A 13,801-nucleotide genomic window follows, 5' to 3' on the forward strand; every position below is an offset into this window, starting at 1 on the left:
GTAAATATATTTTATAAAATTTAGTTTTTTAAGAAAAAGGCTTAAATTATTTTATTGATAAAATTTTGCTAAAATTGAATTTATGTTTTAAAGTTTCTCTGTAAATAGCTTTTTTTTTCATTAATTTGCTACATAAACAGCTAAAAAATATGAAAAAGCAATCTGCAAAAGCCATTTTAACCGCGGCTTTATTTTTTGGGATTTCTTCAGTATGGGCGCAGCAAACCCCGTCAGCGACAGCAGCAAATCCGGTAAACAATTACAATTATCATGATGCCTTTGGACCTCATTTTTACACCAAAAATGCTACATCAACTCGTACTGCAAGTGGTGAGCCAGGAGTTGAGTATTGGCAGAATAGAGCCGATTATCAGATTACGGCAAAATTAAACGGAACTACAAATGAGATTGTAGGGACAGATGAAATTACTTATACTAATAATAGCCCTAATAAATTATCATTTCTTTGGCTGAATTTAGATCAGAACTTATTTAAAGAAGATTCTAGAGGAAACGCTATCGTGCCTTTGACAGGAAGCCGTAACGGAGCCCAAGGACAAGTTTTTGATGGTGGAAATAAAATTAAATCTGTAAAAGTAATTACTGGTGGAAAAACTAAAACAGAAACAGTTGCTAAATATATAGTTACAGACACAAGAATGCAGATTTTCCTTCCACAAGAATTAGCTGCAAAAGGAGGCTCTGTAAAAGTTAAAATCGAATTTTCTTTCATCGCGCCTTTCGAGGGGTCTGATAGAATGGGAGTTTTGGAAACTAAAAACGGAAAAATCTTCACAATTGCACAATGGTACCCACGTATGTGTGTGTATGATGATGTTAGAGGATGGAATACAGCTCCTTATTTAGGTGCGTCTGAGTTTTACTTAGAATATGGAGATTTTGATGTGAAACTTACAGTTCCAGGAAATCACTACGTTGTAGCTTCAGGAGAATTGCTAAACGGTCAGGAAGTATTTTCTGCTGAGCAATTAAAAAGATATAAAGACGCTTCAAACAGTGATAAAACAGTTATGATCCGTACTGCTGATGAAGTTAACGCAACAGCAAATAGCAATTCAGGAACTGAAAAAACATGGCATTATAAAATCAAAAATGCACGTGATTTTTCTTGGGCATCTTCTCCGGCTTTTATCTTAGACGGCGCTAAAATTAACCTTCCAAGCGGTAAAAAATCATTAGCATTGTCTGCTTATCCAGTTGAAAGTGATGGGCAAGGTGCTTATGGACGTTCTACAGAATATGTGAAAGCTTCAATCGAACATTATTCTAAACAATGGTTCGAATATCCTTATCCAGCAGCTACAAACGTTGCAGGTAATGAAGGAGGAATGGAATATCCTGGAATTGTTTTCTGCGGATGGAAATCTAAAGGAGCAGATTTATGGGGAGTTACAGATCACGAATTTGGACATATTTGGTTTCCAATGATTGTTGGTTCTAATGAAAGATTGTTTGCTTGGATGGATGAAGGATTTAACACTTTTATTAACTCGTTAAGCACTGCTGCATTTAATAATGGAGAGTACAAAGAACAGCCAACAGATTTGCACGAACAAGCAGAACCGTTTACTAGACCCGACTTAGAAACGATTATGAGTTCTCCTGATAACATGAAGGAAGCTAATATTGGTATGTTATGCTACTTTAAACCAAGCGCAGGTTTAGTGATTTTAAGAGAACAGATTTTAGGAAAAGAGCGTTTTGATACTGCTTTTAGAACCTATATTCAGCGTTGGGCATATAAACATCCACAACCAGATGATTTCTTTAGATCTATGGAAAATGTGGCTGGTGAAGACTTAAGCTGGTTCTGGAGAAGCTGGTACGTAAATAATTGGCGTTTTGATCAAGGTGTTAATTCTGTAAAATATGTGAAAAACGATCCTGCTAAAGGTGCCATAATCACAGTTGAAAATTTTGATAAAATGCCAATGCCAATTGTTTTAGATGTGAAAACAAAAGGCGGAAAAGTGACTAGAGTTAATCTTCCGGTAGAAGTATGGCAGCGTAATAAAAGCTGGTCTTTCAAACACAATTCTACAGAAGAAATTGAAAGTATTACGTTAGATCCTGATCATGTTTTTCCAGATAATAACGACTCAAATAATGTTTGGACAGCAGCAAAAGGTAAATTGGAAAAAGATATTATTTTAGATGGATATTTAGGTAAATATGCTACAGCAAAATCTCCTTTAACTATTGAACTGACAGAAAAAAATAGTGCTTTAGTTGCCGAACTTCCAAATTATCCTAAGTTTACATTAGAACCTGTACCAGGCGAAAAAGACACATTTGAATCGAAAAGAGCGGGATTAAAATTTAAATTTAATGAAGCTAAAAATGCGTTTGACATGACAATTTTAGATAATGGACAAATAATGCAGTTTACTAAGAAGTAAAAATTATAGAGATATAACCTATTTAAAACCCGATAATTAGAAATAATTATCGGGTTTTTATTTTTGCATATATTAACAAAACCTAAAAAAAATGTTAGAATTTTAATTTTTTGTTTTGTAAATAAAAAAATAATGTACTTTTGCACCGATGAATAAAATAAGTTTACATATAACTTCTTTGTCACGGACAAACTCACCGATTACTTCTCCCGAAGTACGGACACTATCTCTATAGTGTTCACTGAGTTTTATAGCCGTATATTTATTCATATCCATTTTTCATTTTGAAATCACATAATTTGTCCATTGGACAAACGCATCCTAAAAGTATTTATTATTTTGTAAATTTTCTTAATCAATGTTTTGGTTTTGAGGAAGTTACTTCTTTTATGCTTAATTTTATTGGATTCAATTCTGGATTTCAAGCGAATCAATATGCTTTAATTTTTAACTCTAACTTCAATAATTGAAATGAAGATCTCTATTGTTGTAACTCAAGAAGAACACTTTAAGTATGCGCAGGAAATCTGCGATACGATAGAATCGTCTGCCTTATTAAGAGGTACGGGGATTGCTAAAAGGACTCCTGAGTACATTCAGAAAAAAATGGCAAATGGTGATGCGATGATTGCTTTGGCAGACGGAAAATTTGCAGGTTTTTGCTATATAGAAAGCTGGCAGCACGGAAAATTCGTTGCTCATTCAGGATTAATTGTACATCCAGATTATAGAAGTCATGGTTTGGCAAAAAAAATAAAATCCAAAGTTTTTGATTATTCTTTGAAAAGATTTCCAGATGCTAAGATATTTGGAATTACTACAGGTTTAGCTGTTATGAAAATTAACTCTGAATTAGGCTATAAACCAGTTCCTTTCTCAGAATTGACAACCGATCCAAGTTTCTGGGCGGGTTGTAAAACCTGTACTAACTTCCCAATTTTACAAAGCAAAGAAAACAAAATGTGTCTTTGTACTGGAATGTTATACGATCCAAAAGAAAAACAAAAAACACCGCCAAGACATCCTTTTAATGAGGCTGTTTTAAGCAGACTTAAGAAAATCAAACAGGCTCTATTTTTAAACAAAATATTGTCATTTGTTTTTTTATTTAAAATTTAATTAAAAAGAAATCTCAAACTGCTATATACGAAAGTATTAGCCTAAATTATAAAAAATGAAAAAAGTAGTATTAGCTTATAGCGGAGGATTAGATACCTCGTATTGTTTGAAATATTTAAAGAACGAAAAAGGTTATGAGGTTCATACCGTTCTTGTTGATACAGGAGGATTTAGCGCAGAAGAATTATCAGCAATAGAAAAAAGAGCTTACGAATTAGGAAGTGCACAACATGCCAACTTAACAATTTTAGATAAATATTACGATAAAGCTATAAAATACTTGATTTTTGGAAACGTATTAAAAAACAATACATACCCATTATCAGTAAGTGCTGAGCGTGTTTTTCAGGCAATTGAAGCTATAAAATATGCGAAAAAAGTAGGAGCAACTGCAATCGCTCACGGAAGTACTGGTGCAGGAAACGACCAAATTCGTTTTGATTTGATTTTTCAGACTATTGCTCCAGAAATCGAAATCATTACGCCAATTAGAGATTTAAAATTGTCAAGACAAGAAGAAGTGGATTATCTAGCTCAAAACGGAGTTCACTATTCTTGGGAAAAAGCACAATATTCTATCAATAAAGGACTTTGGGGAACAAGTGTTGGAGGAAAAGAAACTTTAACTTCAGGACAACCGTTGCCAAGTGAAGCGTATCCTTCTCAATTGCAAAAAGAAGGAGAAGAGAAAGTAACGCTTCATTTTGAGCAAGGAGAATTAGTTGGTTTAAACGGAAAAACGGACAAACCATCAAATAATATTGTAGCTCTAGAAAAACTGGCAAGTGCTTACGCAATTGGTAGAGATATTCACGTTGGAGATACGATTATTGGAATTAAAGGAAGAGTTGGTTTTGAAGCTGCAGCTCCGTTAATTATCATCAAAGCGCACCATTTATTAGAGAAACATACTCTTGGAAAATGGCAGCAATACTGGAAAGAACAATTAGGAAACTGGTACGGAATGTTATTCCACGAAGGTCAGTTCTTAGATCCAGTGATGAGAAACATTGAAACGTTCTTGCAAGACACGCAAAAAACAGTAAACGGAACGGTAACAGTTTCTTTAAAACCATATCATTTCTCACTTGATGGAATTGAATCTGAAAATGATTTAATGAACACAGGTTTCGGTCAATATGGCGAAATGAACAATGCTTGGACATCTGACGATGCAAAAGGATTTATTAAGATTTTAGGAAATGCACAAAATATTTTCTCATCTGTAAACAAATTAGATCATGATTAATGTCGGAATTATTGGTGGTTCGGGCTACACGGCCGGAGAACTCATCAGAATTTTAATGTATCACCCCAAAGTAAACATCGATTTTGTTTACAGCACAACAAACGCTGGAAAGCCGCTTTCTGTGGCGCACCAAGATTTGATGGGCGATATCGAAATGAATTTCACGAATGAAATCAATCCAAATGTGAACGTTGTTTTCTTGTGTTTAGGTCACGGAAAATCGATTTCATTTTTGAAAGAAAATCAGTTTGCAAGCCATACCAAAATCATCGATTTAGGAAATGATTTCAGATTAAATAAAGACGCTCATTTTGAAGGAAAAGATTTTGTTTACGGATTGCCTGAAATCAATAAAGCCGAAATCAAAAAAGCAAATTATATCGCAAATCCAGGTTGTTTCGCAACTGCTATTCAATTGGCTTTATTACCTTTAGCAGAACATAATTTATTGAATAATGATGTTCATATTAATGCCACAACCGGAAGTACTGGAGCAGGAGTAAGTCTTTCAGAAACTTCTCATTTCAGTTGGAGAAACAATAATATGTCACATTATAAAGCTTTTGAACACCAGCATTTAGGTGAGATTTCAGAAAGTTTGGTTCAGTTGCAAGATGATTTTGACAGCGAATTGCTTTTTATTCCGAACAGAGGAGATTTTCCAAGAGGAATTTTTGCAACTTTATATACATTATGCGACGATAGTTTGGAACAATTGGTGGCTAAATACGAAGAATTCTATAAAAATGAGCCTTTCGTAACCGTTACCACAACAAACATCAACATGAAACAAGTGGTGCAAACGAATAAATGTATCATCAGTTTATTGAAAAAAGGAAACCGGGTTCTCATAACATCAATTATCGATAACTTAACCAAAGGTGCTTCAGGACAAGCAATTCAAAACATGAATTTAATGTTCGGATTAGAAGAAACCACAGGTTTACATTTGAAACCAAGCGGATTTTAATAATAGTTTCAAGTTTCATGTTTCAAGTTTCACGTTCTGTAGACAACTTGAAACATGAAACCTGAAACAAAATAAACAAAACAAAAATGAACTTATTCAACGTTTACCCATTATACGACATAACTCCAGTAAAAGCAGTAGATTGTACAATTATTGACGACAAAGGAGTAGAATATTTAGATTTATACAGCGGACATGGTGTGATTTCTATCGGACACACACAGCCTGATTATGTAGAAAAATTGAAGAATCAATTAGATCATTTAGGATTTTATTCGAATGCGATTCAGAACCCTTTACAGGTGGAATTGGCTCAGAAATTAGGAAAACTTTCTGGTCTTGAAGATTACGAATTGTTTTTATGCAGTTCTGGTGCTGAAGCCAATGAAAATGCTTTAAAACTAGCTTCTTTCCACAACGGAAAATCGAGAGTTGTGGCTTTTGATAATTCTTTCCACGGAAGAACTTCTGCAGCAGTTGCGGTTACTGATAATAAGAAAATTGTTGCGCCAATAAATGCCCAGCAAGTTGTTACTTTTTTACCTCTTAATCAAATCGAATTAGTTGAAGCTGAATTGGCTAAAGGAGATGTTACAGCAGTGATTATTGAAGGAATTCAAGGAGTTGGAGGTTTAGACCAAGGAACGACTGAGTTTTTTCAGGCTTTAGAAAAAGCTTGTAAAAAACACGATGTTGTTTTAATTTTAGATGAAGTGCAGTCAGGATACGGAAGAAGCGGGAAATTCTTCGCTTTTCAACATCACGGAATTAACGCTGATATTATTTCAGTAGCAAAAGGAATGGGGAACGGATTTCCTGTTGGAGCGATCTTAATTTCTCCAAAATTCGAAGCAAGTTTCGGATTATTAGGAACGACTTTCGGCGGAAGCCATTTGTCTTGTGCAGCGGGAATTGCGGTTTTAGATGTAATCGAAAAACTAGATTTACAGAAAAATGTAAACGAAGTTTATGAATATTTCTTAGAGAAAATCAAAGAAGTTGAAGGCATCAAACAAGTAAAAGGAAAAGGATTAATGCTTGGAGTTGAGTTTGATTTTGATGTAGCTGCTTTAAGAAAGAAATTAATCATCGAAAAACACATTTTTACAGGAAGTGCCAACAATAAAAATCTATTAAGAATTTTACCGCCATTAACTGTGAAAAAAGCTGATATTGATACGTTTGTAAAAGCTTTAAAAGAAAGTTTAGAAGAACTTAAAAAATAAGTTTGCCTATAACTGTTAACTCGTTTAATCGTTTAACTGGTTAATCGATTAAACGAATTAACGATTAACCAATTAAACCAAAAAAATGAAACCATTATCAATTGAAACACGCAATGCAGTTTTGCGCTCTATGGCAAAGCTGGTCGAGCAGGAGCGGAATGAGATAATCTTGACCAATCAGGAAGATCTTGCAGATTATGACGGTTCAGATTTAGCGATGGAAGAACGCCTAAAAGTAGATGATAAAAAAGTTGACGAAATGATTTTATCATTAAACCAATTAGCTTCTCAAGAAGATCCCGTTGGTGTTGAGCGTTTTCATTTTACTCATGATAATGGAATAAAAGTCATTAATAAAACCGCTGCTTTCGGAACGATTTTAATCATTTACGAATCTCGTCCAGATGTTACAATAGAAGCGGGCGGAATTGCGTTTAAATCCGGAAATAAAATTTTATTAAAAGGAGGAAAAGAGTCTTTAAAATCAAATTTGAAAATTGTAAGTCTTTGGCACAAAGCTTTAGAAGAAAACGGAGTTTCGAAAGACTGGGTAGAATATTTGAATTACAACAGAACAGAAACTCAGGCGTTTTTAGAAAAACCAACTCAAAAAGTTGATTTAATTGTTCCAAGAGGAGGAGAAAAACTAATTGAGTTTGTAAAAGCGCATGCAACTTGTCCCGTAATCGTAAGCGGACGCGGAAATAATTTTGTTTACGTTAATGAAAAAGCAGATACAGATTTGGCTTTAAAAGTAATTTTAAATGCTAAAACAGCTAAAATTTCGGCTTGTAATGCTTTAGATAAAGTTTTAATAGATTCGAAACTTCCTAATTTTGAAGGCTTCACAGCAATGCTGATTGAGGCTTTAATAGAAGCAAAAGTAGAAGTTATTGTAGATAAATCATTAGAGAATTTCGAAAACACGAAAACACTTCAAAACGAAGATATTTGGTACGAAGAGTTTTTAGATTATAAAATTGTAATTGGAACCATCGATTCTCAGAATCATGCAATCGATATGATTAATAAATACTGTGGAGGACATTCTGCAGCAATTATAACAAGAGACGACGAAACGGCACAACAATTTATGGAAGCAATAGATGCTGCAGCAGTATATCAAAATGCTTCAACCCGTTTTACAGACGGAGGACAATTCGGACTTGGTGGCGAATTAGCAATAAGTACCGATAAACTTCACCAAAGAGGTCCAATTGGTCTTCAACATCTCGTAACAAACAAATGGTACGTGTATGGAGAAGGACAAATTAGGTAATTGAGATAATATGAAAATTGAGGCAATTAGATAATTAGATAATTCTAAAAAAAAACTTAGAATCTCAGCATCTTAGAACCTTAGTATCTTTAAATAAAATGACAAAAAAACGGATTTTATTAAAAATAGGAAGTAATACTTTAACCAAAGAAACCAATCATATTTCGCGGGGAAAGATTGAAGACCTCGGAATACAGATTGCGGCTTTAAATGACGAGTATGAATTTATCATAGTGAGTTCTGGAGCAATTGCGGCGGCAAAGCAGTTTGTGAAGCTGGATAATCAAGATAAAGATGTTTTTGTAAAACAAGCTTTAGCCTCCATAGGACAGCCTCATTTAATGCGGATTTACAATGAAAATTTCAAAGATTTAGGATTAAATACCTCACAGTGTTTACTTTCTTATTCTGATTTCGAAAAAGAACAGACCAAAAAGAATATTGTAAATACCATTAATGTATTAGTTAAAAATAATTACATTCCGATTATCAATGAAAATGATACCGTTGCAACAGATGAGATTCGATTTGGAGATAATGATAAATTAGCAGCTTTAACAGCGGTTCTTTTAAATGTTGATATTCTGATAATAGCCACTAATACAAATGGAATTTATACGAAAGATTCTATTCACGATGAAAATCCAGAAACAATCAAATTGGTAAATGATTTGAAGTCGTTAGAAAAGGAAATCGGAGAATCGAAATCATCACACGGAACAGGAGGAATGCAGTCCAAAATAGAAGCGGCTGCAATTTCAAAAGCAGCGAATATCGAAACCTGGATTGTCAATGGATTAAATGATAATTTTATTTTAAAGGCATTAAAAGACGAAATTCCGTTTACTAAAATAATCTAATGAATTAATTAGAAAATTAGTTAATTAGATAAAGCACAATTATCCAATTTTTTAATTATCACATTATCTAAATTAAAAAAACAAATGAACTATATCTCAATAAAAGACATCAACTCATTATCAAAATGGGTAAAACAAGCGATTAAAATCAAAAAGAATCCGCTTAAAAATCAAAGTTTAGGAAAAAATAAAACTCTTGGAATGTTATTCTTCAATCCAAGTTTAAGAACGCGTTTGAGCACACAAAAAGCGGCAATGAACTTAGGAATGAACGTTATGGTAATGAATTTTACTAACGAAGGATGGACTTTAGAATTTGAAGACGGAGCGGTAATGAATTCTGGTGCTTCAGAACATATTAAAGAAGCTGCAGAAGTAGTTTCTCAATATTGTGATATTATCGCAATTCGTGCTTTTGCAGGTTTAGCAGATAAAGAAAAAGATTATCAGGAAACTGTAATTTCAGGATTTTTGAAGTATGCAACTGTTCCAATTGTAAATATGGAAAGTGCTGTGCGTCACCCGTTACAGTCTTTGGCAGATGCGATTACAATGGAAGAGTTCAAAACCAAACACAAACCAAAAGTAGTGCTTTCATGGGCGCCACATCCAAAAGCGTTGCCTCAGGCAGTTGCCAATTCATTCGTAGAAATGATGCAGATGCAAAAAGATATGGATTTTGTAATCACACATCCAGAAGGTTACGAATTAAGCCCAGAAATTACAAAAGACTGCACAATCGAATACAACCAAGATAAGGCTTTTGAAAATGCTGATTTTGTTTACGTAAAAAACTGGAGTAATTTTAACGATTACGGAAAAGTAACCAATAGCGATCCAAACTGGACTGTGACAGCCGAAAAAATGGCTTTAACCAACAACGGAAAATTCATGCACTGTCTTCCTGTTCGTCGTAATGTAATTGTAAGCGACGAAGTTTTAGACGGAGAAAATTCAATCGTAATCGAACAAGCGAATAACAGAACGTATTCTGCACAATTAGTTTTACAAAAGATTTTGAAGAAAATGTAATTTTTTAAAGTTGCTAAGATTCTAAGCTACTAAGATGCTAAGAAACTTTGCGCAGAAAAAACTTAGTATCTTAGAATCTCAGAACCTTAGAATCTTATGAAAGTTACCGTAATAAAAATAGGTGGAAACATCATCGACAATCCAGCAGAATTAGAGCAATTCTTAACCGATTTTTCTAAAATTGAAGGCTATAAAGTTTTAGTTCACGGCGGTGGAAAATCGGCTACAAAAATGGCTCAGAGTATTGGTTTGGTTCCGCAAATGATTGACGGACGTCGAATTACAGATGCTCCAATGCTTGATGTCGTCGTAATGATTTATGCCGGACAAATCAATAAACATATTGTGGCGCAATTGCAGGCAAAAGGCAATAACGCAATTGGTTTTTCTGGTGCTGATGGAAATTTAATTCAATCGGTAAAAAGAAATCATCCAACAATTGATTACGGATTTGTAGGCGATGTAAAACAAGTCAACACCAAATTACTGGCAACTTTATTAGAAGCTGGAGTTGTTCCTGTTTTCTGTGCCATCACACACGATAAAAACGGACAATTACTAAACACAAATGCCGATACTATTGCAAGCGAATTATCAATTGCATTATCTGAAGTTTTTGATGTGACGCTGATCTATTGTTTTGAAAAACAAGGTGTTTTGCAAGATTCAGAAGACGATTCATCTGTGATAACTGAGATTAACGAAACATTATACAATAATTTAAAAGAAGAAAAAGTAATCCATTCCGGAATGATTCCAAAATTGGACAATTGCTTCAATAGTTTATCAAGAGGTGTACAGAAAATCAAAATTGGACACCATAAAATGCTTCAAAATTCAGATATTCCACATACAACGATTATATTATAAAAAATGTTGCCACGAATTGACTCTAATTTTTCTGTTAAAAGAGAAAATAATTTTAGACGTACATCAAAAAGTTTATTTTGATTTTAATTCTCTCACAAAAAGGTAATTTGTGAAAATTCGTGCAATTAGTGGCAAAAAAACAGGACTGCGCAGTGCTTTTAAATAATAATTTAAGAAATTTGCGCCAATTAATTTTCTGGCTAAGATTTAGTAAAGTCATTGCTTAAAAAAAACTTAGAATCTCAGTCCCGATAGCTATCGGGATAGCCTCAGAACCTAACAAAAATGAAAAATATAGATACGCTTACCCAAGAAGCAATTAGTTTATTAAAGAGCTTGATCGAAACCCCTTCATTTTCAAGTGAAGAAGATCAGACGGCACTTTTAATAGAAAATTGGTTCAATCAGAATGAAATTCCTTTCAAGAGAGAAAACAATAATGTGTGGGCTTTCAACAAGTATTTCGACGAAAACAAACCAACACTTTTACTTAACTCACATCACGATACGGTACCTCCTAATCAGGCATATACAAACGATCCGTTTAAAGCAATAGAAAAAGACGGAAAACTATTTGGTTTGGGAAGTAATGACGCAGGCGGATGCTTGGTTTCGTTATTAGCAACTTTTGTTCATTTTTACGAAAATCAAAATCTGTCACATAATATTGTAATTGTGGCTTCCGCCGAAGAAGAAAGCAGCGGAAAAAACGGTTTAAATAGTGTTTTAAAACATTTGCCAGAATTAGATTGCGCGATTGTAGGAGAGCCAACTTTAATGCAATTAGCCGTTGCAGAAAAAGGTTTACTAGTTTTGGATGTAAAAGTAAAAGGAACCGCAAGCCACGCTGCACATCAAAATGATGATAATGCTTTATATAAATCAATTCCAGTAATGGAATGGTTTAAAAACTATAAATTCGATAAAATCTCAGATGTTTTAGGTCCAGTAAAAATGACTGTAACACAAATCAACGCAGGGAAACAACATAATGTTGTACCATCAGAATGTGATTTGGTTGTAGACATTCGTGTAACAGACCGTTATACAAACGCTGAAATTTTGGAAGTTGTTAAAGCAAATGTAAATGCCGAAGTAACGCCAAGATCAATGCATTTAAACGCATCGTCTATTCCAATTGAACACGGTTTGGTTCAGGCTGGAATTGCGTTAGGAAGAACAACCTATGGTTCGCCAACACTTTCAGATCAATCTGTTTTAAGCTGTCAGTCTTTAAAACTAGGACCAGGAGAAACGTTGCGTTCGCATTCAGCAGACGAATTTATTTTTGTAAATGAAATTGAAGAAGGAGTTGACCTGTATATCAAAATACTAACAGATTTCTTTAAATTATAAGAAAAGAAAAACCGCCACGAATTCACGAATTTGTATGTTCAAAGATTATCAAAAATAATTCGTGAATTAGCGGCGAAAAAAAACATGACCTATGAAACTTTGGGAAAAAGGAATACCAACAGATAAACAAATCGAACAATTTACCGTTGGAAACGATCGTGAACTGGATTTAGTTTTAGCAAAATACGATGCTTTAGGTTCAATTGCTCACGCCAAAATGTTGGGACAGATTGGTTTATTAACTCAGGAAGAAACAACTTCTTTGGTTGATGCCTTAAACGAAATCATTGCAGATATTGTAGTTGGAAATTTCGAAATCGAAGACAGTTTTGAAGATGTACATTCTAAAATCGAATATCTTCTAACCGTAAAACTAGGCGATGCAGGAAAGAAGATCCATACCGCACGTTCTCGTAACGATCAGGTTTTGGTAGATGTTCATTTGTATTTAAAAGACGAATTAAAAGCAATAAAAGAGCAAGTAAAAACATTGTTTGATTTATTGATGGAATCGGCAGAGAAACATCAGAACGTTTTATTACCAGGTTATACGCATTTGCAAATTGCCATGCCATCGTCATTCGGAATGTGGTTTTCGGCTTACGCCGAAAGTTTGATTGATGATATCACAATGTTGAACGCCGCTTCTAAAATTGTAGATCAGAATCCGTTAGGTTCTGCTGCAGGTTACGGAAGTTCATTCCCAATCAATAGAACATTTACAACACAGGAATTAGGTTTTGAAACCTTAAAATACAATGCTGTAGCAGCACAAATGAGCCGTGGAAAAGCAGAGAAAACAGTTGCTTTTGCCATGACAAGCGTAGCGGGAACTTTATCAAAATTTGCCATGGATGTTTGTTTGTATATGAGCCAAAACTTTGACTTTATTGGTCTTCCGGCGCATCTTACAACAGGTTCTAGCATTATGCCTCATAAAAAGAATCCAGATGTTTTCGAATTGATTAGAGGAAAATGCAATAAAATCCAGGCGCTTCCATACGAAATAACTTTAATTACAAATAATCTTCCAAGCGGTTATCACAGAGATCTGCAGCTTTTAAAAGAAGGTTTGTTTCCAGCGATTCAAAACCTAAAAGCTTGTTTGGATATTGCAATATTTTCTATAAAAGATATTACGGTGAAAGATCATATTCTGGAAGATAAAAAATACGATTATTTGTTTACGGTAGATACTTTAAACGAAATGGTAGTAGAAGGAATGCCTTTTAGAGATGCTTACAAGGCTGTCGCAGAACAATTGGAAGCTGGAACGTACAAATCTCCAAAAGAAACAAAACACACGCACGAAGGAAGTATCAATAATTTATGTCTTGATGCAATTAAAGATAAAATGAAAGCAGCTTTTTAATTTCTTTGTTAAATGTGAAAAGTGAGCAATAAAAAGAAAAAAAGGTCA

The 13,801-nt window shown here is 34.1% G+C and carries 12 protein-coding genes; 11 read left to right on the forward strand and 1 reads right to left on the reverse strand.

Features of this window, described 5'->3' with window-relative positions; translation table 11 throughout:
- Positions 1–149 precede the first annotated feature (149 nt).
- Positions 150–2,420, forward strand: a complete 2,271-nt coding sequence (locus tag SOM12_RS05260; RefSeq protein WP_320492657.1) for a M1 family metallopeptidase — start codon at positions 150–152, stop codon at positions 2,418–2,420.
- Between the two features lie 102 nt (positions 2,421–2,522).
- On the opposite strand, the gene SOM12_RS05265 is transcribed toward SOM12_RS05260, so the two are convergent.
- A complete protein-coding gene (locus tag SOM12_RS05265; RefSeq protein ID WP_162615021.1) occupies positions 2,523–2,690 on the reverse strand; it encodes a hypothetical protein in 168 nt (55 codons plus the stop codon).
- A gap of 201 nt (positions 2,691–2,891) precedes the next feature.
- Between SOM12_RS05265 and SOM12_RS05270 the strand changes: the two genes are divergently transcribed.
- The 10 genes from SOM12_RS05270 (at position 2,892) to argH (ending at position 13,753) form a co-directional block, all read left to right on the forward strand.
- The gene (locus SOM12_RS05270; RefSeq protein ID WP_095927669.1) at positions 2,892–3,539 is read left to right on the forward strand and encodes a GNAT family N-acetyltransferase; all 648 of its coding nucleotides are present in this window, start codon (positions 2,892–2,894) and stop codon (positions 3,537–3,539) included.
- Between the two features lie 55 nt (positions 3,540–3,594).
- Positions 3,595–4,788 carry an argininosuccinate synthase gene (locus SOM12_RS05275; RefSeq protein ID WP_095927668.1) on the forward strand — a complete coding sequence of 398 codons (1,194 nt, stop codon included), beginning with the start codon at positions 3,595–3,597 and terminating at the stop codon, positions 4,786–4,788.
- Positions 4,781–5,758, forward strand: coding sequence for an N-acetyl-gamma-glutamyl-phosphate reductase (gene argC / locus SOM12_RS05280; protein ID WP_095927667.1), 978 nt, complete (start codon positions 4,781–4,783; stop codon positions 5,756–5,758). The genes SOM12_RS05275 and argC overlap by 8 nt, the downstream gene beginning before the upstream one ends.
- Positions 5,759–5,844: 86 nt before the next feature.
- Positions 5,845–6,984 carry an aspartate aminotransferase family protein gene (locus SOM12_RS05285; protein ID WP_320492659.1) on the forward strand — a complete coding sequence of 380 codons (1,140 nt, stop codon included), beginning with the start codon at positions 5,845–5,847 and terminating at the stop codon, positions 6,982–6,984.
- Between the two features lie 85 nt (positions 6,985–7,069).
- Positions 7,070–8,263 carry a glutamate-5-semialdehyde dehydrogenase gene (locus tag SOM12_RS05290; protein ID WP_320492660.1) on the forward strand — a complete coding sequence of 398 codons (1,194 nt, stop codon included), beginning with the start codon at positions 7,070–7,072 and terminating at the stop codon, positions 8,261–8,263.
- 98 nt (positions 8,264–8,361) lie between these two features.
- Positions 8,362–9,123, forward strand: coding sequence for a glutamate 5-kinase (gene proB / locus SOM12_RS05295; protein WP_320492661.1), 762 nt, complete (start codon positions 8,362–8,364; stop codon positions 9,121–9,123).
- Between the two features lie 84 nt (positions 9,124–9,207).
- The gene (locus SOM12_RS05300; RefSeq protein WP_320492662.1) at positions 9,208–10,155 is read left to right on the forward strand and encodes an N-acetylornithine carbamoyltransferase; all 948 of its coding nucleotides are present in this window, start codon (positions 9,208–9,210) and stop codon (positions 10,153–10,155) included.
- A gap of 96 nt (positions 10,156–10,251) precedes the next feature.
- Positions 10,252–11,025, forward strand: coding sequence for an acetylglutamate kinase (gene argB, locus SOM12_RS05305; protein WP_320492663.1), 774 nt, complete (start codon positions 10,252–10,254; stop codon positions 11,023–11,025).
- Between the two features lie 285 nt (positions 11,026–11,310).
- A complete protein-coding gene (locus SOM12_RS05310; protein ID WP_320492664.1) occupies positions 11,311–12,381 on the forward strand; it encodes a M20 family metallo-hydrolase in 1,071 nt (356 codons plus the stop codon).
- Between the two features lie 91 nt (positions 12,382–12,472).
- Positions 12,473–13,753 carry an argininosuccinate lyase gene (gene argH, locus SOM12_RS05315; protein ID WP_320492665.1) on the forward strand — a complete coding sequence of 427 codons (1,281 nt, stop codon included), beginning with the start codon at positions 12,473–12,475 and terminating at the stop codon, positions 13,751–13,753.
- Positions 13,754–13,801: the final 48 nt, after the last annotated feature.

This window comes from Flavobacterium sp. CFBP9031, from assembly GCF_034044945.1.
Lineage (GTDB): Bacteria > Bacteroidota > Bacteroidia > Flavobacteriales > Flavobacteriaceae > Flavobacterium.

What these genes read in the sequence shown, in the direction of transcription:
- argH (WP_320492665.1), top strand. Translation starts at nt 12,473, where the DNA reads ATGAAACTTTGGGAAAAAGGAATACCAACAGATAAACAAATCGAACAA.
- SOM12_RS05270 (WP_095927669.1), top strand. Translation starts at nt 2,892, where the DNA reads ATGAAGATCTCTATTGTTGTAACTCAAGAAGAACACTTTAAGTATGCG.
- SOM12_RS05290 (WP_320492660.1), top strand. Translation starts at nt 7,070, where the DNA reads ATGAAACCATTATCAATTGAAACACGCAATGCAGTTTTGCGCTCTATG.
- proB (WP_320492661.1), top strand. Translation starts at nt 8,362, where the DNA reads ATGACAAAAAAACGGATTTTATTAAAAATAGGAAGTAATACTTTAACC.
- SOM12_RS05300 (WP_320492662.1), top strand. Translation starts at nt 9,208, where the DNA reads ATGAACTATATCTCAATAAAAGACATCAACTCATTATCAAAATGGGTA.
- argB (WP_320492663.1), top strand. Translation starts at nt 10,252, where the DNA reads ATGAAAGTTACCGTAATAAAAATAGGTGGAAACATCATCGACAATCCA.
- SOM12_RS05265 (WP_162615021.1), bottom strand. Translation starts at nt 2,690, where the DNA reads ATGAATAAATATACGGCTATAAAACTCAGTGAACACTATAGAGATAGT.
- SOM12_RS05285 (WP_320492659.1), top strand. Translation starts at nt 5,845, where the DNA reads ATGAACTTATTCAACGTTTACCCATTATACGACATAACTCCAGTAAAA.
- SOM12_RS05275 (WP_095927668.1), top strand. Translation starts at nt 3,595, where the DNA reads ATGAAAAAAGTAGTATTAGCTTATAGCGGAGGATTAGATACCTCGTAT.
- SOM12_RS05260 (WP_320492657.1), top strand. Translation starts at nt 150, where the DNA reads ATGAAAAAGCAATCTGCAAAAGCCATTTTAACCGCGGCTTTATTTTTT.
- SOM12_RS05310 (WP_320492664.1), top strand. Translation starts at nt 11,311, where the DNA reads ATGAAAAATATAGATACGCTTACCCAAGAAGCAATTAGTTTATTAAAG.
- argC (WP_095927667.1), top strand. Translation starts at nt 4,781, where the DNA reads ATGATTAATGTCGGAATTATTGGTGGTTCGGGCTACACGGCCGGAGAA.